Consider the following 20414-nt stretch of genomic DNA (forward strand, 5'->3'; position numbering starts at 1 on the left):
TAATAGCCAATAATAACAATACTTAATTACTTATCGATAGAATTAGCTATTGCTAACTCTTCGCCTACATGGTTTTTTATGGTACAATGATAAACATGGTCATGAGCCTGATGACTCTACTTCTAAGTTGATAAATTTGGCCCATGATCATAGAATCGAGGAATTAAAGGAGCAATTTAATGGAGCTCAGCGTATAGCGCTTGATAATCCAACGCTCGAAAATGTAATTACAGCCCAAAGATTGCAGAAGCAAATCATGGAGAAGGCGCATAAGTTTGCTACTATGTGGCAATTAGCTACTCTACTTGATTATCAACTGATTAATGCTCATGAGCCATCTAATAGCTTACATAGAAAGCTATATCAAGAAAAATCAGAGCAGAAAAACGACTTAAAACTCAAAAACATTGCTAAAAACTGGGGCTTGATTCTGCAAGTTAAAGAAGATTGCTTGCTCTGTAAGGCCTTTATGCCTATTGTTCAGGGCTTTGCTAATAAATATGCATTTCAGTTGCTAGCTGTCAGTAAGAATAATGAGTTGCTTAATAAACTAAATCCTAAGCATATTGTACCTGTATTATATCTAGTAGCTAGCGATGGTAAAAAAATATATTCAGTAGCTAGAGGCATAATCTCTGAGAATAAAATTATCGACAATATTCTAGCAATCGATAGATATTATCATAAATTGGAGACTAGATGAGCATCAAAATCAGAGTTTATGTTATTGCAGCATTATTTTTGCTACAAGCTCTAGTATCACTAGCTTGGAATATCGAAAACGTATTTCAAGGAATGAGTGTTAATGTTACTAGATCTGGATCATATCAGAATCAAGCGGCTGGATATTATGCGGCTGGCGGATTATCTGCCAGAACAAGCCAAACATCCTTTCAGCCATTTGCTATAACTCCACCATCTTTAAACATGAGCTGTAGCGGTATTGACGCCTATCTTGGTAGTTTCTCTGTTATTTCTGGAGAAGAATTAGTTCAACTAATGAAGAATATTGGTTCTCAAGCTAAAGTTTATGCATTTTCATTAGGATTAAAAACATTTGCTCCACAGATCGAAAATGCTCTTAAGGACTTGCGTAATCTAGCAATGGAGATGAATCAATTTGCCAAAGGAGATTGTGAATTAACAAAAGCATTATTTGCTACAGCTTTACCAAGAAACTGGGCTATGAGAGAAGCTGTTTGCCGTGATATACAGTCACAAAGCGGGTTTGATTATTTTGCCGCTGGTAAAAAATGTCGTAATTATTTAGATCAAAAACAAGCTCTACGACAAGCACAAAACAAGGATTCAGAGTTAATGCTTGATGATTATAACATCTTCACTAAAGCAGCAGCAAAGGTTGGAATACCATCAAATATGCATGATTCAATCATGTCTATGACTGGCACTATCGTGGTTACAAACAATAATGTACACTTTTATGACTCATTAGCTCAGGATGAAAAAAGTTGGATTAGTCATTTAAAAGGCGGAGAATCAGCCTCGATTTACAGCTGTGATAGTGTCAGTTGCTTGCATTCAGAGCTTGCAACGAAATATCACAATATTACCAGAGAAATCTTATGCAGGTAAAGCTAAACAACAATTGAAGAATCTAAAAATTAAATTTGATAATAATACTGAATTTAGTAACCCTGAAATAGCCTTTTTATCTTCGATTGGAGATATATTTCCGATTTATGATTATATCATATTAGAATATATTTCTGGAGTCACAATTTTAGATAGCTCATCAGAATTAATAGCTAGCTATACATTAGTTCAGCATTTAAAGGAAGTAATCACCGAAATACGTAGAGCCGTTACTTCACTAGGTGCTAAACAAGTTTCGAATGAACATTTAGAAAGATATTTGAAGGAATTGAATCTAGTTCAACTTTTTGCAAATGAAAAATGGACTAGCCTACAAACAGATGCAAGTCGAATAGATAAAAGGGCTAGATTAATAGAGCAGCATTTAATAGCGAAGGAGAAAAGTTAATGGATTACGTAATATACACATTTGGTGGTGGAGATCTGTTATGGCATGTGTTTAACGGCATAGGCAGAGTCTTTGCTTCAAATAGCGAATACTTCACTCCAGTAGGCCACTTAGCCTTGACTATTGGCTGCATATGGGCTGCTACTAGGGCTATTTTTAGAGGAAATATCGGCATCTTTGCTATGGAATGGTTTTTTCCATCGATATTTATTTTTACGCTATTATTTGCTCCCAAATCTACTGTTTGGCTGAAGGATGAGGTATCAATGAGTGCACCAGTAAAAGTTGATAATATTCCGATAGGTATTGCAATGTTTGCTTCTCTTTCCTCGCAAACGAGTTACTTTGTGTCCAAAATGTTGGAAAATCATCTTTTACCGGCTTATGAAGGACTATCAAGCAGAAAAACTGGTATTATGTTTGGAGCTAAGGCTGTAGCTAAGATTCGAGATGTGCAAATACATGATCCAGTAACTTTAACTAATACTAAGGAATTTCTTAGACAATGCTTTATGAAGCCTTACATCATAGGTAATATCTTAGGCAAAAAAGCTGCTGCTCAACAAACTAATGATATCATAGGATTTATCGAGCAGAATATACCTAATAATTTCGGTATTTATTATCGCGAACCTAGTAATTTAGGTATTAGTTTCAAGACATGTAGGCAAGCTACTCCATTAATTAAAGCAGCAATTCATAAAGAATTAAATGAAGGGCTTTTAACAAACTTTGCAGCTGCGATTGGAGTTCAATCTGATCAGTCACACATGTTAAGTCAAAGACTAAAAGTCATGACTGGCGACACACTAAAATATTTACAGAGAGAGCAACAAGATATTCATGAATGGATGAAGCAAGCTATGCTACTTAATGCTAATCGTGAGTCATATGATGACTGGCGTGAGAAGTTTTCATTATCACGAATTTATCCTAATCTGGTGAGTATGCATGCAATCAGAGGGCTCTTTCAAAAATCATTTTCGTATCTAGTCGCTGGGGAAATGGCTGCTGACATGATGCCTATTTTACAATCTGTTTTTTTTGCAGTAGTAGTTTCAATGATCTTTTACCTACTAAATATAATCCTAATATTATTTCAGAACATGAACTAACAATTCAAAAGTTAACAGAATTGAACAATTCTACTATTGCAAAAGAATTTGAGCAAAAACTACAGATATTGAAAAAATACTCTTGAGATAGATAAATTTTCAGAATCAAGGAAATTTCACTAGGGGCTCACAGTTATTTGCTCATAAGTTAAGAATGTTTGAGCAAGGTAGTACCAACGTTTTTATAATTGGATTAGGATTATCGATATTCTGGATTATATGTCGATTATATCAAAAAGTTTTTCTGAGCAGCTTGTATTATTTTGCAATTGAAAGATATGTGCAGCTTAAGCTAGCAATTGGTGAGCATTTTTATGATATCGATCAAATAGGCATTAAGTTTTATAGTTTAAGGTTTAAAAAATGGATGCACCTCAATGCTCAAGACTTTTTGCATGAGTTTTATACAGGCCAACATGGATTTAAAATACAGCAATTATGGGAATTCCTAATCAATTCAGCATTATTAGAAGGATTAATTGTTTTTGCTATTGGTGTGATAATTTCAATTGTTTTCTTTACAGCTCAAGGCAAAAAAACGATTATTAAGGCCAAAATTAGAGGCGCTGATTTTGTACGGAGTAGGAGGAAATCTATCTAAAATGCTAAAAAGCGCTAAAAAGGCCTCGAAAATCTGTTTTGGAGACTTGCCATTAGTAAAGAATAGTGAAAGGCTACACATTCTTATTACTGGAACAACAGGTACTGGTAAAACTAATATGCTTAACGAACTGCTACCACAAATTCGATTACACAAAGATCGAGCAATCATTGTAGACACTACTGGAGCTTTTACTGATAGATTTTTTGATCATAAATGTGATAAACTGCTTAATCCTTTTGAAAAAATAGTGAGCAATGGTTGCCTTGGAATGATTGTTTTGAAGCAGCTGATTTTCATGATATAGCGAGTAGTTTTAGTAATTATACTCCTAAACTTGATGACTTTTTTGCTAAAAATGCTGAATTAGTCTTGTCTGAAGCATTGAAGCTATATAAGGATGATAAAGATATCATAAAATTAATTCATACAATCATTTACTCTGATAATAGACAATTTGCAAAAGCTTTTAGAAACACAGCTGTATCAGGTATTATAAGCGAAAGCGCACTTGAAACTTCTGCAGGAATTCAGTCTACGCTTGGAAAGAATATTACTTCGCTACAATATTTAAAGCCTGGAGGTAGTTTTAGCATAAAAGAATGGTTTAGTAATTCAAATGAAACTGGCTGGCTATTTATCACAGCTAACCCAAATCAAAGAGCTACTTTATGCCCACTTATTTCAGCTTGGATAAGCATAGCTATCAAAGCTTTGATGTGTAGAAATCCTAATCATGATAACAAAAACATGTGGTTTATACTTGATGAACTTCCAGCTCTACAAAAAGTTTCGTCTTTACCAGTTGCTTTGGCTGAAAGTAGAAAGTATGGAGGCTGCTTTGTTGCTGGATTGCAGAACATTCATCAATTAGAAGCAATATATGGGGCTGCTGAATGTGCTTCTATGCTGGATTTGTTTAATAGTAAATTTATTTTTCGAGTTAGCGATCAGGTTACAGCTTATAAGTCAGCATTAACACTAGGTGAACAAGAAATTATTGAAACTCAAGAGAACTTGTCATATGGATCAAATACTATGCGAGATGGAGTAAATATGAATAATGTTGAGCGTAAAAAGATTTTAGTTATGCCATCTGAAATTATGAACCTACCAGACCTAACTTGTTATGTAAAGCTTGCTGGTAACTTTCCTATCACAAAACTAACTATGCAGCTACAAAACTTAAATACAGCTTTTGTTTGTGAATATAAATTGCTCAAAAAACTTAAGTTAGTAGAGTATTAATTCGAAAAATTAATACTCTATGTTATTTTTTAAATTAATCACTTCTTCTTTTGACAATCCGGTATTTTCAAAAATAAATTCAACTAAAAAGCCAGCTTTTAATAAGTTCATTGCAAGCTCTTGTGCAGCTTCAGCTCTGCCTTCAGCTCTGCCTTCGTCAATATATTGTGCAGCAATTGTTCCCATAATCCTTTTTCTATCCTCAATTGATAAATTTTCGTCCAGTAATTTTTTTAACCTAGGTTGCTCATCTTTACTAACCTTACTTATAGTATAATGCAATAACGCTTTTATGTAAAGAAAGCCATTTTCTTTATCTTTTTGTGCTATTTCTTGTAGTGTATCAAAAAATTTTGCCCATAGCTCTATTATATCCGGTTGATTATGAATATACTTCATAAAATGAACTAGTGCAGCAGTTGCTTTTCTTTTTATTTCACTATCTGGCATTGCTTGCCAATCGATTAATAAGTATTCAGAACCCATCAACTCTTTAGCTAATTTAGGATCATCAAACAGTTCCCATAAGGTTCTTGGAGCATTAAATCGTTCAGATCCGTGATATACTACTATTGGTACAACAATTGGTAATTTACAACGTTCTTTTGTACGCTTTTTTAGTCCTTTTTTATGCCTTTTTAATATTGATAATGTGTATTGCCATAATTTGAACGCGATACAATAATCAGATCTTAATTCTGCCTCGATAAGTACATATATAAATGCATCATTATTATTTTTTGTTTTAACTGAAAATAGCACGTCACACATACTACTGCGTAAATTAGCTTCAACAAACGATTCTTGTTCAACTTTTATAGTACTTAAATCTAGTATGTTTTTAACTTCATTTGGTAAAAAATCATTTGTAAAATCCAGAGCTGCTTTTGGATCATTCATTAAATCTTTAAATAGTCCATCGTGTTTTAAATTTTCAGAAATAATCCTGGTTGTATATTAGTTTGTATTGATTCAATTTTTTCATTAAGTTTTCTTATTTCAGGGCTGATAATATTTCTAACAGCATATAATCCTTGAGTTTTTAATACATTATTGAAGTCATTTTTGACTGTGCAGACTACTGCTTCCTTATCCTCCAGAACTTTTTCTGCTTTTTCAGTATTTACGTCATTTTTAACTGCTAGAATGATCTTTTCTTTTGGGCCAGGATTATAGTTTTGCAAATTTTCGGCTTCAATTGCACATAAGATTTTTCCTTCAACTCCAGCTTGTTGAATGGTTAACGCTGTTTCAATATCCTTTGTAATGATTGTTACAGGTGAGTATTTTGAATTCTGTTGAGCAATTTCAGCAAATGAGCCACTAATTGTACCAACAGATTTTTCAGCTACATCAGCTTTATTACATGTTTTTGAATTCAGAACTAATATCTTAGCTCCAGTAATTTCGCCTGTTTCATTTTTAACAAAAATAGTGAGTGCAGGCCAGGATTTTTGAGTCTCTTCATCAAAAACCATATTTGCCCTTAAATTAGAATTGTTAAAGATTTTTGCACTATAAATTCCTGTATGGTTTTCTAAAAATTTGTTTGCTACTATTGCTTCCAGTTTAGCTTCCTCTTCTTGTTTAAAGTAGTATAGAGATGAAGATTTATTATACAATTCTTTAACATTCGTAATATCATTTTGTTTTGCTATACTATTATTTTCTGTTTGAGTAAGTTTGGTTGTTTCAACTGCCTTAGTCAGTTTAGTAATTTCAGGTTCTATAATGTCTCTAATTGACTGCTCTCCACAACTTTGCAACAGATTATTAAAGTCACCATTTTCTGGTGGTTTGACTATACAAGTTATCGCTCCCTTCATTTCTAACATTTTTGCGGATTTAATTACAGTATCATTAGTTATAGAATTTTTGCTATCATTATCTGCTGCAATGATGATTTTTTCACCAGGAAATGGTGAATAATTTCTCAAATTCGCAATTCCTGCACTAGCAATGATATTACCTTTAATGCCTGATTGCTGCAAGCTCAATGCTGTTTCAGCGCCTTCTGCTATAATTGTTATATTAGGGTCATTCGCATTTCGCTTTGCGATTGTTATGAACGATCCGCTGATTTTACCAAAAGATCTTCTGTTAATTGAAATATTCGCCTTATCTCCTGCCAAATTTAGATATACGGCCTGTACTCCGGTAATTTCTCCTTTTGCATTTCTTGCAAATGCTGTCAATGCTGGATAATTTTTTCTCGTTTGAGTATCAAATAGTATACTTGCTTTTAAGTCTGAACTTGCAGTGCTTTTGTCAAAAGTAATACCACGATTTTCAAGATACTTTTTTACTATTTCAACTTCTGCGCATTGATAGAGTCTGTCTTAGCTGTGCTAAGCTGCTCTATTAGGTTAGCAACATTTTTTGTAGCTTGCACATTGTAGTACAGCCGTACTTGCTCTGCATTCCCTATCATGCTTATGTTAGAACTTTCTATGCCTACACCATCATTATGAAGAACATATATATCTTTTTTGACAGCTGTTTGTGGGTTACAAACTGTTGTAGCATATCCATGTTTAAAGCTTATTTTATTCAAATCAAAGCTTACCTCGTTTCCTGTATCTGTCTTAGCTACAAACTTATTTTCATCAATTGATACTAGAGTTGCAAATTCACTGTTTTGTATTTGTAAATCCTTATCGTTTGTTTGAAATACAATTCGGTCTCCAGCCATGTAGTTAGCATATTTTTTTGATTCGGCTCCTGAAATTAAAATGCTGTATTCTGGACCTTTCAGAGCACCATTTTCCTTCATGTAGTTTCTGATGTTTTGATTAATATTTTCAGCTTCTTTATGGTCAGCAATTATCAAACGATCCTGCAGCTCAAATTTACTATTCTTCCAATCATTGATTAATTGGTTTATTGATTCTTTCAGAGTGTTATCAGCTCTCAAGCTATTATTATCACTAAGTAGCACTATACCATCAGCAATATCACCATTTATCAACTTTATAGCTACGTTGTGGTTCAAGCTGTTAGCCTTAGGATTTTCTATATCTGTTTTTGAATTATGAATGTTATTGAAATTATTTGAATCATTGATTTTGTCAGTCATATAAAACCTCACCTTCGCATCACTAAATTGTTTTGCGGTATAAATATTTGCTATTTTTACCGTTTGAATTATAATTTTATTGCTAGGTGATTATTGGAATAGTTTTCCTGTTAAATGTAGAGCTTGCAAAAGTTCAAACGCTTTCAGTATTCTCTTAGCGGGGCATAATGCGAATTACAAACATCACTGTGAGCTGTTTATGTATAGCTCATTTTGTAATTTGCTCTGTGAATGAATAGCTTACATTCAATTTCAAATCTTCAGCACTACCGTCTAATTCTAATTTTTGGAGCTATATCAGCTTTTACAATTTGTTCAGGCTCTGTTTTTACGTTCTGAGTATTAATTAACTTCATGATTTCAGGTATCATAAGCTCCTTAACAGCTGTGGCTCCTTTATTTTTTAGCATTTCGTTAAAATCTTCACCTTCTGAAGGAACTACGATGCTAGTGATTGCTCCTTTGCTTTTTAATGCTTTTGCAGCCTCGTTTATAGTACTTGCATACTCTTTATTCTGTTTATAATTATTTGCAGCTATAAGAATCTTTTCTCCTTGAAATGGTTGATAGTACTTCAAATTATTTACATTTGAGCTATATACCATTCTGCTATCAATGCCAGCCTTCTGAAAACTTGATATCGTTTTTCCTTCTGCTGACAGAATGGTTACATCATAATCATATTGTCTTTGTTCTTTGATTTGCATAAACAATGGAGTAGAAATATCTTTGGTGGTGCATTGCTTTATGCTATTCTCTTGCTGGACTTTTTCTACTTTAGCTTCTTGCTCTGGTTTAGCGGTAAAATGATAATATTCTTTATTCACATGAGATCTATCATTGATATCATTGATTATAGACTTAAACCAGTTTTCAACTTTACTAAAAACTTTACTAAAAACAGTTGTCTTTGTCCGTTCTTTCTCCAAATCATGAGCAGTTTTCAGAGTTATGCTAGCTGATTTCTCATTTGGTCTGCTGAGCTGATTTATTAAGCTGTTAATGGTTTTAGTTGCTTCCTTATTGCAATATAACTTTAAGTTCTCTATATGCCTTGTCATAGCTACGTATGAGCTGCTTATATTACTTACTCCATTATGCAAAACGTATACATCTTTTATAGAAGCTCCCTGGACCTTATAAACAGTACTTGCATAGCCATGTTTAAATTGTATTTCACTAGGATCAAAACTCACTTCTTTTCCTGTGTCTGTCTTAGCTATAAATTTATTTTTACTAACCGAAGTTAAAGTTGCAAATTCACTATTTTGTATTTGTAAATCCTTATAGCTTTTTTGAAATACTATTCTATCTCCTGCCATATATGACTTTTTCCTTCCATCAATAGAACGCTCATATTCTGTGCCTTTTAGCGTACCATTTGCTTTTAACAAAGACCTAATACTTGAATTAAGAATGTCGACATCTTTATTACGTACTGTAATTACCAATTTTTCATGTAGCTTAAATTTGCTTAGACTCCAGTTGTATATTAACTTACTCATTGAGTCCTGCAACGTATTATCAAACCTAACGCAGTTATTTGCCTCAGTAAGGTTATACCGCTTAAAATATTACTCTCAGCAAACTCCATTGCTGCTTCTCTGCTCCAGTTTTTACTTTGTCTTCGAATATTTACTAAAACATGTGAACCAAAAATATTACTCAGAATCTCAAACATTCCACCTCTTTCTATTGAAGCTAACTGCTTTTCATCTCCAGCAAGTATCAGTTGACAATTATTGTTTCTAACTACTCTAAACAGCTCTGCATAAGCTTTAGTACCTACCATTCCAGCTTCATCTACTACTATTAAGCTGTCTTGCATAAAAATTTTTTTTCGATTATATAAAAATCCTTTTACTGTATAGACCTATGTATAACCTTTGCTCTTCAGCTCTGATACTGCCTTATGAGTGGGAGCAAGGCCAATAACTTTTTGTCTACGATTTGTTGCAAGCTCATACGTTTTTGCTAAAACATAAGATTTTCCTATACCAGCTCTTCCTCTCAAGACTCTAACTCCACTAGTGCTAAGCAAAATATGCCTTAGAGCTTGTTTCTGTTCTTCACTAACATTTGCTAGACCTTCGATATCACTTTTAAGATTGTAAATATCGTTGTAATAAACCTGATTATTGATTTTATTAGCTATTCTGATTATTCTCGTCTCCTCATTTCGAACCTCAATTGTCGTAAAATATTTGCTACTTTCACCATCATCATGGTATAACTCTAGTATTCTATTTGAACTAAGCACTTGCTGAACTAACTGTTCTCTTGCTGTTAGATCTGGTATATCTTTTACTGCTTTTTCAACATCCTGCTTAGTAAAAATAGATTTGTAATGTGTTATAGAATCTGTTATTACGTCAGCATCATTAATAATCTTCAAATGAGCCTCTTTACGTAACTCATTTTCATTTAATACTTCATTAATTAAATTCCTAATTTCAATATATTTAATATTCCCAATATGCTTTCCCGGCACTTCGCTTATCTCGTCAACTCTATATGGTAAGCCTAATTTAGCGAAATATGCATTAATTATTTCTTTTACTCTTTCATGAATCATCTCGGGATCTTTAATAACAACCTTTTTGCCATTAACTGTTATGATTTTTGGGTTTAAATCTACTGCTATATCTCCTAAACCAGTTCCATCTTCTCTAAATCTTCTCATAGTAAGCAATATATGTACATGCCAGTTTTTATCTCCTGTTTGAGGCTTATGAATGTCTATCTGTACTCCAATACCTTTTTGCACCCATTCCATTTCATCAACTATTTGATGAGTTAGTTCTATTCTATGCTCTAAATTTAGCTCCTTCTCGTCTGGCAATGCTATTACTATATCCTTCAACAACTGGCTGTTGTCTTTTTTTGCTGTTCGTTCCACCTCATTCATTAATGTTTGAATATTCTTGAATTTTTGATTTACATAATCCGGTATCAGCACTGTATGATATACGTTATCTTTCTTACGAGAGAAGTTATACCTTATACCTGTCTGCTTATTTTTAACAATAGTTCTTGCATTATATGCTGCCTTACGACAACTATCACCTCCTGCACTTCTACGTAAAAAATTCAATCCTTGCAAACTGTATAGCCATCTCAATACCAATTCTCACCTGAGTTTTAAGTTAGCATGGTTTTTTTGATTTTGCTAGCATAAACTTCTTTTTTTTTAACATTCAATCGGTTAATGAGTACTCATTTTTTAGCAGTAAACTTTCAAGTTTACGTATTGCGTAAGCTTATTCTTTAATGAAGCTTCTAACCTGAATTCAAGTTTTTTTGACTATAATTATTTGATGTTGGTTTGGTAGGTACGGTTTTTTTCTTTACTGAGATTTTATTTTGATATATTCTTGCCTGATTTTTTTATCTTTTTGAATTACTAACACAGCAAATCTTATGCAGCAAAAAATTACTCTTCAACAAAAAAAGGCTAAGCTAATCATGGATGAGGTTAACCTCAAAATTAAAGAACGTAAAATGCGTACTCGACGTCTTATCGAAATGGGTGGATTAGTTGCTAAAGCTAAGCTTGATCACTTACCAACAAATACTTTATTGAGGTCTTTTGTGTCTTTAAAAAATACTCTAGTGCAGCATTCAGTTTATTAAATAAATGTTCATTAATTGAGTCTGTCTTTAATGTACTAAAAAAGTATATGCATTTAGAGCATACTAGACATCGTTCTTCTCTTAATTTCTTTGCTTCTCTTGCTAGTTATTCTACCTCCAAACTTATAATTCCTATCTTATTTTTCCTTCTTTAATTAAAAGTTAAAATTGCTAAAGAAATAAATTCAATGAAAGAAATGAGTAAGCAAAATATATAACTAAAAATTGACTTGTATATTTATTGATCCTATATAAAAATTATACTCTTTTGCTAAGTAAGAGTTGTATGACATTCCTAATCCAATTTGATCATGCCAAATAGTTACTGCCATACCTAATTGATAAAATAATTTATGCATTTCAACTGGAGTAAAATTAACATTACAATAGTCTCGTGAATTGCTATATTTTAGCATTATATTACTACTGGCAGTGTACAAATTCATATGAATGAAGGCATGAATTTTAGGTATTATCAACATATTTGTATCAATATTATTGATACGGCATTCTATTGTGGATCCTAGTCTTCCATCCAGTATATAATGCTTTATACTACCTACAGTAGTGCCGTCAAATAATTCATGACTAAAATTTTCAAGTGTATTATATCTAATTCCAACTATTGGTGATAAAATCAACTTCTGATAATGATTAACTAAATATAAATTATACTCAAGCATTAAATCACAGTAGTAACCTTTGCCGCTAATTTTATTGAAATGTTGATCAGGTAAATATTGAGTTTTTCCGCCATACTTAGTAAAGCCTATTATTCCTTGCGTAAATACATTTTGTTTAAGATAATATCTATCATATAAAGATATTGAATACGCGCTATAATCAGTGTTGTTTAATATTTTCTTAGAATCTTGAATATTAAGATTTGAATATAATCCTGTAACCCCAATAATAGTTTTGTCATTTAAATATTTATTTGCTGCAATACATATACCATTAATGGCTATCTTATGCTTCTGGATTTTTTTATGTTTTTTTGGATTAATACTAGCAATGAAAAATTCGCTCTGAATATTCCAAACATTGTTACTGTAGATATTTGATCCAGAACTTATCATTTTTGATGACTGTTTAGCTATTATGCAAGATAGGCTTGAGGTTATAATATCTACAGCAGCACTAGTAGCAGTATTAATCGCAATAGTTGTTATAGTATCATGAGATGTTATAGATTCATTCAGTACTTGTTGTTTCTTTTTAATACTTGCTACTAGTTGAGTATTTTCTATATGGTCTTGAATATCTATTTGCTGATTGCAATTATCTATCTGTTGATTGATATTCAACGGCTTTTTTTTAGTTGCATAAACTATTTCTCGATTTAGAGCAGCTTGTTGCTGATTCAGCTGGTGTATTTGCTGCATAAGTGGTTGTATTTTTCGATCAAAAAAATCATTAATCTGCTGTATTTCTTGTTGATTTAGCGGTAGAATGCTGTTTTGTATTTGTAGTAGATTATTATTAATTTGATGTATTTGCAATTGTATGTTCAATAGCATACCATTTAGCTTTTGTATACGCTTATTAATATCTATTACTGATAGTGAAATGGGCATCTGCTTTAGACTGAAATTTTCCTGATCTAATTTTAGTAAAGCGTTATTAAGCATCTGTATTTTCTGTTCAATATTAAGCTTCTGTATTTGTTGTAGTACATGTTGTATCCGCTTATTTAGTGGCTGTATATATTGCAGTTCTCGATTTAGTGACAGTATTTTCAGTATATCATTATTAAGATCCATTAGATCTATCATACAGTCCAGTTTATCTAACCGTATGTTAGATGCATAAGTAAGTATTAGTGTATTCTGACTTAGTTGCTGTGGATTGCTTATATTAAGCAGTTGTGGTTGTAGCAGATTAGTATTGAGTAAAGGTAACAGTTTTTGATGTGGTAGTTGTAGTACAAACAGATGCAGTCGCTGTATTTTTTGTATGTCCAGATCAAGCTGTAGTACTTGCTGAGTTAGTTGATTATTATATTGGTTTAGGCTAGCTATCTTATTATTATGCTGAGTTACTTCCTTAAGCTCTGAGTCTATGCCTAACACACTCTGAATTGCTAAAATAAAAGACCATATAAAAAGAATTGATAATTTTTTAATAAAAGTTGTTGGCTTATTAATTTTTTCCATATTTAACAATTTAATCTATCAAAGCTAAATAATGTTTGAAAAAGTATATGTATAAGATAACAGATATTAAAACTTTTAAAATTTTTATTAAAATTAACAAAGAAGAAAGTAATATAGAATCTGCTATGAACACTACTTACAAGGATATATTCTAGTCAAAACTAGAGTTTGATATAATTAAGTATGCCAAATTGTAGGAATAGAAAATGGTAGAACTTTGTATTCTACTGCTATTAATACATTAAGCATAACTAGCTACAAATCTTAACTAATTCAAATTAAAATCACTTGATCTTCAAAAAGCATATCCTAGTTATCTATGTAATTTAATCTTATATACGCCAGATTAGGATAAGAAAAAGTATGGAAAGCATAATGTAAAAGGTCTACAAGAGATATAGTATTATGAACTAAATACTTAAATATAAGCAATAAATAAACCGTTATTAATTGAAATTATATTTAAATATATTGCACAATTATAATTGTACATTATCTCTTGTAGACCTTTTTTCATTATGTTTGTCATACTTTTCCTTATCCTAATCTGGAGTTTCTAACTTTGGATTCACGTTTTTTTGACTATAATTATTTGATGTTGGTTTGGTAGGCGCGGTTTTTTTTCTTTACTGGAATTGTATTTTGATATATTCTTGCCTGATTTTTTTATCTTTCTGAATTACTAACATGGCAAATCTTATGCAGCAAAAAATTACTCTTCAGCAAAAAAAGGCTAGGCTAATCATGGATGAGGTTAACCTTAAAATTAAAGAACGTAAAATGCGTACTCGACGTCTTATCGAAATGGGTGGATTAGTTGCTAAAGCTAAGCTTGATCACTTACCAACAAATACTTTATTTGGTGCAATTGTTTCACTAAAAGAAACTTTAACACAACATCCAAATGTTCAGAATCATTGGACTACAATCGGTAAAGATATTTTTGATAAAGAACAGCAAAATAAAGCTGCTGTGATTTTAAAATTTGCTTCTGAACCAGACGAAGACACTAAGCGCCACATTCGCCTTCATGGCTTAAAATGGAACAGTTTTCGTCAAGAATGGTGCGGCCATGTTAAGGACATTGAGTCCTTAAAGAATGGCCTTCTCAATGTTCAGTATAGTATAGAATTGGTATCCTGAATTGAAAATATTTAAGCAACAAAAAAGTTATTGCAAATTAGCTAGTATAATTTATAAACTTATAATATAAACTTACTTAACAATAGGGTGATTATGTATAGAAACAATTTGTACCAGGGTTTAGCTAGCAATCTTATATCCACAGACATAGTACAGTTAGCTACTAATTTTATATTCAAAAAAGAAGGTAATAATACTTTAATCTTGATTGGGTGGAATAATAGCCAATACAATGATATTATTCAAAAAGCCCAAAGTAATTGTAACAGAGAAAAAGAAGCTGTTAGTTATATTTCTTCAAGTATAAAACAGTATGCAGTAGTTGAGCACTATGAATATGCTAAAAAAACATATAATATATTATATGCAGTAGAAGAGCTTAATCATAACCAGCTCATACCTATAGTAGTAAAATATGATAATGAATCTATTCTAAATAGTAGTAAAAAGTCATTAACTGATAAAGAATTAACTATTGTATGTAATGATTTGAGTGAGAGACCAGCAGAATTAAATACATTTACTGACGACGACAGAATTGCTTATTATGAAGATAATCTTCGTATTTATACACCTGATCAATTTAAAGATTGTTGTATGGGGGACATATCAAATTGTACATCCGAATGATAATATTTTACTAGTTAAACCATATACTAGCTAGCATTAAGTTTGCAATATTCACTTAAGAGTTCTCCAATCTTTGGTAGATTAAGGTACTTAGCAAGAGGTATAAATTCTTGCTGCGTTTCTAGTATGATTTCTTGTCTTTTTTCATAAGGTTTTATTGATACAGTCTGAATATTATGGAATCGGTCGAAAAGCTTAATTAATAATAGTTCTGTTTTATTTTGTCTATAAAATGTTTGAATCATTTCTCTAGAACTGATTTTTTTATTATCCTTAATCCTGGTGAGATCTGAAACCTGTTCTGCAATATTATGACCAAATTCTTGACCTATTTTTTCTTTGGTTAGTGTTGTGTCTTCGATGGTATCATGTAGTATTGCTGTAATAATCGTATCTGTTTCAAAGCTGTAGTCTGATACCATATAAGCTACTTCTAATGGATGTGTGTAGTATAGTTCTCCTGTATCTCTCTTTTGCTGACCATGATATTTTTGGGCATAAAATATTGCTTTTTCAACTTTATCAAGATCAATTTCAGTATTAAATCTTACGTTGGTTTCAAACAGCTTATTTAGTAAGCTCTCGCTATAAAAGTCTATCATTTTTCATCTCTAAATAATCTTTAATAAATTATACAATAAATTAAACTTTTTATGTACTCCAATCTCAGATAAAAACTGGAAAAGAAGCGAATTAATTTGATTAAAAAAGTTGTACTGGAATATTGCAAGTAATGGTTGTAAACTTGTCTTTTTCGCTTTCTATTTCCATTTCTCCATTAAGTTGATTGACAAGGTAATTTACAAACCATAATCCTGATTCAAGCATTAGCGGATAGTCTCGTACCAAGTCAAAATGAGCTAATTTAGCTTTTATATTCCCTAATTTTTCTTTTGAAATACCGCTTCCTGTATCGTGTATTCTAAATTGTAGTATGTTATCGCTTTTTATATAATTTTTTACAGTAAACAAATGAACTGTAATTATAACCTGGCAGCTGTGATTAAATCTAATGATGCTTCCTATTAATTGACTTAATATAGCTTGTAAGTGATCACTATTTCCAATCACAATATCCTTCATTTTGTACTGAAAATTGTAATTGATTTTTATATCTTTCTCTTTTGCAATGTCTTCTAGTCTCATGACGGCATTTTTTACTAGCTTTTGTATGCTAAATTTTTTTAAACATAAATTTTCATGCTCAATTTCGCTTCTAAGCGTGTAAACTACATCATTACAGTACTCTTGGAGATTTGCTGATCGATTTAATATTGTTTTCAGCTTATCTTTATTTTCCGAATCATTTAACATGATCTCGCTTGCAAGCCTTACAATTTCACTCGTTGCAATATTAAATCTATATTTAATCTCCTGTATTAAATCTGTACAATATTCTTTCAATGATTCAGCTACCTCGACCTGATACTTCGCTTTTCTTAGCTTTGTTATTATTTCCATATATTCATCGATATTCTCACTCTCTCCATTCACTAACGTAATTGGTATTGGAGGAATTTGTACCATCCATTTGTTAATTGTTTTCTTCTTTTCTTTCATAGCATTCTCCTAAAGAATAATTCAAACTAGTTATTGGCACTTCAAATGAAAAAGTTATGTAATTATTTTCCTCTTTTGCTCTTAGTCTTCCTTTTAGCTGATCTGTAAGATGTTTTATAAATGCTAATCCTTCTCCTAGTTCTTGATACATTACCAAATTCGTATTCTCTAGTTCAGCATTTATTCTTTCTAATTTTTCTTTAGAAGTGCTTAGTCCTATGTTTTGTACTGTAAATTGTAATATTTCTGAATACTGATTGAGGTTAATAGTAATCTTGCTATTTTTGCTGCTATTTATAATAGCACTACCAATTAACTGACTTATTACTGCTTTTATTCGAAAACTATCTCCAATCAGAACCGTCTTTATGTCATTTTGAACATTTAGCTTTATATTCTCATTTTCAAAATGTTCCCTCATTCTGATAACAGTATTATTTATTAGCGGTTCTATATTAAATGTTTCAATCCTTATATTTGTTGATGCTATGTATTGTCTAAATAAAAAAATTATTCCATTTAGAGAAGCTATTATATTTACCTTTTTTTTATCATAGTTATTTACGATTCGCCTAAAATATTGTATCCAATCTATGAGTTTTATGCTTACTTGCCCAGATTCCTCTAGCTGACAGTATAGTTTTTGCAATTCAGCGTCTATTTGTTTTATTGTTGTGCTATTAATTCCCTCTGTAGATAATTTTTCGGTTAATTTATTGATTTTATTTTGACCTTCGTCTTCAATAGGCATAGAATCCTCCTGCTGTATTAGTTTATATAGCAGCTAGAGATTTAAAAAGTAAATTTTAGGTTTATCGTCTTTAATCTCTAGCAGAATATTATCTAAATCTTGAATCTCAGATAATATCAGGTACACAGTATCATTTAGATTTTTATCAGTACATGACTTTTTGTCATAATTATGAAAAATTTTTCATCTTTTTTAAAGTAGATGCGAAATTGTCGCATTGTTATTTACATCTAAAAAAACAAAATATCCTTCAAAATTAGATATACAATTGATTCTGAGTTATAAAAAAAGACTTTGATAATTTAGTATATTAACTGAAAAAGTTCTGAACTTATCTTATTGCTCTTAATTTAAACATCAGGTTCGAGCACGTCTTTAAAACGACCCATAATATCACAAATATAAAAATCAAGTGCTGTATTAACTAAGTCAAAATCTTTTTTTTCTATCGAATTAAGATCTTCTTTTATTTCAAGCTGCCCTTGAGCCAATAGTAGTTGTTTGATAATTACGTTTCTTTGTTTCGAATTAATACAATGATAATACTTAAGTGTGCGGTATAGTAGTTTTTGTTCAAGATAAATTATATTCTTAAAATGTTCTGGTGTAATAAATTCCTGAAAGGGTTTGATCCCTTTATTTATTAGCATATTGCTAGAACATTTTTTGATTGGTATTTCAAGTGCTATGGAATGCATTCGTATAATTTTATACATACAAAAATCAAGAAAGTTTTGACCTTTCTTATTCCAAATAAAATCATTTTCATTTGTTAATTTTAAAATATATTTTTGTTCCTTTCTGGTTAAGTTATAATTTAGATCAGTTAAATAACCTGTTAAACATTTTTTTTGCTGATCTATTGTTAAATTAGATTTTATCTTTATAAGATGAGTTATTAGAAGTTGTATTAAATTTTTTTGTTCTGTATGACTGTGCAAGTCATTAAAAAAAGCAAACCATTTTTCCTGTGAAACTGAAAAAATTTGTGTTGCTTTATTTTGTTTGCGTAGGTTAAACATTCGATAGAACAAGTGTTTTGCTGCGCTTAAGACTTGTATATGCATACTTTACTCTTTAAAACCCCGCATAATATTTAACAATTATATATTTATTATTAATCTTGAGTTATAAATTGAGATAGCCTAAAATAATTAGGCCATTAGCAAAATGTAAAACGTAGCTATGGAGATATCGTATTTTTAGATTTTTTTTGTTTATTGTTATTTTTATAACTAATAATCATAGCATTACTTTTGCTATTTGAAGTAGTAATTAAAGTGTAGCTAGAGATTCATTTGTACCTTTACTAACAGATTCTGAAGTTTTAATGAAATAACCTCTAGCTAAATATTATCTAAATCTTGAATCTCAGATAATATCAGGTATACAGTATCATTTAGATTTTTATCAGTACATGACTTTTTGTCATAATTATGAAAAATTTTTTCATCTTTTTTAAAATAGATGCGAAATTATCACATTGTATCTCTAGCTACAAAAATATCATTCAAAAAAGATTTATAAAAAAAGCTCTGTAGCAGTTATTATTACTGGCTTTAAGGCTTGTTTTCTGCTATAATTCATAGCAGAGATTTAATTAATCAAAAATTCTTGTGTCAATAGCAATTTCTAATGAACTAAAGCCTTTTCTCCATTGAGTTGGAGGCAAAAGGAGAATTGTTAATAAATTAATAGAGCATCTTCCTTCAGGGCCACACTATAATTACTATGAACCATTCCTTGGAGGTGGGGCTTTATTTTTTCAAGTTAGGCATCTGTTTAAACAATGTTTTTTTCTGATATTAATCTCGACTTAATTACTAGTTATCACGCTGTAAAAAAGACTTCTTCATTACTCATATTGGATTATATACTCAATCAATGAACAACGCAATCCTGTTAATGAGCTAATCATTACTAACTATTCGAACTAACTACTTGACCTGAGCTTAGCAATTAAAGATGAACCCGCAATCCAAATCGTATATGAATAGGAAGTGGTCTATAGTTAGCCATTGTGCTACATTCAATGTCCAAATATGTATCTCTTGATAAGTTTATTGTTGTACCAACTCCTAAGTCTATACCAGTACCGCTATCACTATTGAAAGCTGATACTAGGCCACCTGTAACAAAAATTGATGCTTTGTTACCTTCAATTATATTGTAATAATAATTTCCTTGAATAAAGTTATCTCTACAGTTGTGATGACACATAAATCCTAATCTTACATCCATTCTGTGCCGATTTAATCTATAACCAATTCCAGCTTCTAATGTATCGTAGTTAGTAACAATACCAGTTGAAAATTTTATATAGAATTGCGAAGTATCAATACCACCTTTAGAGGCATTGAAGTTTACATTATTATTCGCTGTACATATCGATGGTGAAGATAATACAACGAATGCTAATATAACAGCATAACCCGGTTGTAAAAGTAATTTCAAAACATTCATATTAACTTCTCTTTTTAATATTAACATATTAGCTAT

The 20414-nt window shown here is 31.1% G+C and carries 15 protein-coding genes and 6 pseudogenes; 10 read left to right on the forward strand and 11 right to left on the reverse strand.

The annotated features are described in order from the left end of the window. Positions 1–49 precede the first annotated feature (49 nt). From DK405_RS07900 to DK405_RS15485, 5 genes and pseudogenes are all read left to right on the forward strand, one after another. Positions 50–703, forward strand: coding sequence for a conjugal transfer protein TraF (locus DK405_RS07900; RefSeq protein WP_231967717.1), 654 nt, complete (start codon positions 50–52; stop codon positions 701–703). Next, positions 700–1593 carry a conjugal transfer protein TraH gene (locus tag DK405_RS07905; protein ID WP_331828124.1) on the forward strand — a complete coding sequence of 298 codons (894 nt, stop codon included), beginning with the start codon at positions 700–702 and terminating at the stop codon, positions 1591–1593. Before DK405_RS07900 ends, DK405_RS07905 begins: the two co-directional genes overlap by 4 nt. After that, entirely contained in the window at positions 1547–2002 is a 456-nt protein-coding gene (locus DK405_RS15480; protein ID WP_331828125.1) for a conjugal transfer protein TraH, read from the forward strand. The genes DK405_RS07905 and DK405_RS15480 overlap by 47 nt, the downstream gene beginning before the upstream one ends. Beyond that, positions 2002–3096 (forward strand): annotated as a pseudogene (locus tag DK405_RS07910) (conjugal transfer protein TraG N-terminal domain-containing protein); the annotation flags it as partial. The gene DK405_RS15480 and the pseudogene DK405_RS07910, both read left to right, overlap by 1 nt. 112 nt (positions 3097–3208) lie before the next feature. Then, positions 3209–4966: pseudogene (locus DK405_RS15485) on the forward strand (type IV secretion system DNA-binding domain-containing protein). A 9-nt stretch (positions 4967–4975) separates the two neighbouring features. Here DK405_RS15485 and DK405_RS07920 read toward each other — a convergent pair. The 5 genes and pseudogenes from DK405_RS07920 to DK405_RS14290 all read right to left on the reverse strand — a co-directional run bounded on the left by DK405_RS07920 (position 4976) and on the right by DK405_RS14290 (position 11169). Continuing rightward, a complete protein-coding gene (locus tag DK405_RS07920; RefSeq protein WP_064613369.1) occupies positions 4976–5908 on the reverse strand; it encodes an Rpn family recombination-promoting nuclease/putative transposase in 933 nt (310 codons plus the stop codon). After that, positions 5893–7275 carry a toprim domain-containing protein gene (locus DK405_RS07925; RefSeq protein ID WP_458693002.1) on the reverse strand — a complete coding sequence of 461 codons (1383 nt, stop codon included), beginning with the start codon at positions 7273–7275 and terminating at the stop codon, positions 5893–5895. The genes DK405_RS07920 and DK405_RS07925 overlap by 16 nt, the downstream gene beginning before the upstream one ends. Next, the gene (locus DK405_RS07930; protein WP_231967723.1) at positions 7272–8042 is read right to left on the reverse strand and encodes a conjugal transfer protein TraI; all 771 of its coding nucleotides are present in this window, start codon (positions 8040–8042) and stop codon (positions 7272–7274) included. The genes DK405_RS07925 and DK405_RS07930 overlap by 4 nt, the downstream gene beginning before the upstream one ends. 266 nt (positions 8043–8308) lie before the next feature. Further along, a complete protein-coding gene (locus DK405_RS14285; protein WP_458693003.1) occupies positions 8309–9145 on the reverse strand; it encodes a conjugal transfer protein TraA in 837 nt (278 codons plus the stop codon). 398 nt (positions 9146–9543) lie between these two features. Next, positions 9544–11169 (reverse strand): annotated as a pseudogene (locus DK405_RS14290) (AAA family ATPase). A 293-nt stretch (positions 11170–11462) separates the two neighbouring features. Here DK405_RS14290 and DK405_RS07940 point away from each other — a divergent pair. Both DK405_RS07940 and DK405_RS07945 read left to right on the forward strand, forming a co-directional pair. After that, positions 11463–11663 (forward strand): annotated as a pseudogene (locus tag DK405_RS07940) (conjugal transfer protein TraD); the annotation flags it as partial. Between the two features lie 5 nt (positions 11664–11668). Then, positions 11669–11830 (forward strand): annotated as a pseudogene (locus tag DK405_RS07945) (transposase); the annotation flags it as partial. A gap of 63 nt (positions 11831–11893) precedes the next feature. Here DK405_RS07945 and DK405_RS07950 read toward each other — a convergent pair. Further along, a complete protein-coding gene (locus tag DK405_RS07950; RefSeq protein WP_052691741.1) occupies positions 11894–13831 on the reverse strand; it encodes an autotransporter outer membrane beta-barrel domain-containing protein in 1938 nt (645 codons plus the stop codon). 687 nt (positions 13832–14518) lie between these two features. Here DK405_RS07950 and DK405_RS07955 point away from each other — a divergent pair. Further along, the gene (locus DK405_RS07955) at positions 14519–14974 is read left to right on the forward strand and encodes a conjugal transfer protein TraD (RefSeq protein WP_045912945.1); all 456 of its coding nucleotides are present in this window, start codon (positions 14519–14521) and stop codon (positions 14972–14974) included. A gap of 93 nt (positions 14975–15067) precedes the next feature. Next, positions 15068–15604 carry a hypothetical protein gene (locus DK405_RS07960; RefSeq protein WP_045912944.1) on the forward strand — a complete coding sequence of 179 codons (537 nt, stop codon included), beginning with the start codon at positions 15068–15070 and terminating at the stop codon, positions 15602–15604. A gap of 26 nt (positions 15605–15630) precedes the next feature. Here the strand turns inward: DK405_RS07960 and DK405_RS07965 are convergent, their stop codons facing one another. The 4 genes from DK405_RS07965 to DK405_RS07980 form a co-directional block, all read right to left on the reverse strand. After that, the gene (locus DK405_RS07965; RefSeq protein WP_045912943.1) at positions 15631–16206 is read right to left on the reverse strand and encodes an HD domain-containing protein; all 576 of its coding nucleotides are present in this window, start codon (positions 16204–16206) and stop codon (positions 15631–15633) included. 100 nt (positions 16207–16306) lie between these two features. After that, on the reverse strand, positions 16307–17164 hold the full coding sequence (locus DK405_RS14295; RefSeq protein WP_064612792.1) for a sensor histidine kinase: 858 nt from the start codon (positions 17162–17164) through the stop codon (positions 16307–16309). Beyond that, positions 17139–17915 carry an ATP-binding protein gene (locus tag DK405_RS14300; RefSeq protein ID WP_064612791.1) on the reverse strand — a complete coding sequence of 259 codons (777 nt, stop codon included), beginning with the start codon at positions 17913–17915 and terminating at the stop codon, positions 17139–17141. Before DK405_RS14300 ends, DK405_RS14295 begins: the two co-directional genes overlap by 26 nt. 350 nt (positions 17916–18265) lie before the next feature. Next, positions 18266–18982 (reverse strand): hypothetical protein, encoded by a 717-nt coding sequence (locus tag DK405_RS07980; protein ID WP_064612658.1) that lies wholly within the window; start codon positions 18980–18982, stop codon positions 18266–18268. Positions 18983–19531: 549 nt separating this feature from the next. Here DK405_RS07980 and DK405_RS07985 point away from each other — a divergent pair. Beyond that, positions 19532–19761 (forward strand): annotated as a pseudogene (locus DK405_RS07985) (DNA adenine methylase); the annotation flags it as partial. A 113-nt stretch (positions 19762–19874) separates the two neighbouring features. On the opposite strand, the gene DK405_RS07990 reads toward DK405_RS07985, so the two are convergent. Further along, positions 19875–20378, reverse strand: a complete 504-nt coding sequence (locus DK405_RS07990; protein ID WP_109510733.1) for a hypothetical protein — start codon at positions 20376–20378, stop codon at positions 19875–19877. Between the last annotated feature and the right edge of the window lie 36 nt (positions 20379–20414).

The organism is Orientia tsutsugamushi, assembly GCF_900327275.1.
Lineage (GTDB): Bacteria > Pseudomonadota > Alphaproteobacteria > Rickettsiales > Rickettsiaceae > Orientia > Orientia tsutsugamushi.

Excerpts from the sequence above, each read along its gene's own strand:
- DK405_RS07965 (WP_045912943.1), bottom strand. The coding sequence starts at position 16,206 with ATGATAGACTTTTATAGCGAGAGCTTACTAAATAAGCTGTTTGAAACC.
- DK405_RS07980 (WP_064612658.1), bottom strand. The coding sequence starts at position 18,982 with ATGCATATACAAGTCTTAAGCGCAGCAAAACACTTGTTCTATCGAATG.
- DK405_RS07950 (WP_052691741.1), bottom strand. The coding sequence starts at position 13,831 with ATGGAAAAAATTAATAAGCCAACAACTTTTATTAAAAAATTATCAATT.
- DK405_RS07990 (WP_109510733.1), bottom strand. The coding sequence starts at position 20,378 with ATGAATGTTTTGAAATTACTTTTACAACCGGGTTATGCTGTTATATTA.
- DK405_RS07955 (WP_045912945.1), top strand. The coding sequence starts at position 14,519 with ATGGCAAATCTTATGCAGCAAAAAATTACTCTTCAGCAAAAAAAGGCT.
- DK405_RS07930 (WP_231967723.1), bottom strand. The coding sequence starts at position 8,042 with ATGACTGACAAAATCAATGATTCAAATAATTTCAATAACATTCATAAT.
- DK405_RS07905 (WP_331828124.1), top strand. The coding sequence starts at position 700 with ATGAGCATCAAAATCAGAGTTTATGTTATTGCAGCATTATTTTTGCTA.
- DK405_RS07960 (WP_045912944.1), top strand. The coding sequence starts at position 15,068 with ATGTATAGAAACAATTTGTACCAGGGTTTAGCTAGCAATCTTATATCC.
- DK405_RS14300 (WP_064612791.1), bottom strand. The coding sequence starts at position 17,915 with ATGCCTATTGAAGACGAAGGTCAAAATAAAATCAATAAATTAACCGAA.
- DK405_RS14295 (WP_064612792.1), bottom strand. The coding sequence starts at position 17,164 with ATGAAAGAAAAGAAGAAAACAATTAACAAATGGATGGTACAAATTCCT.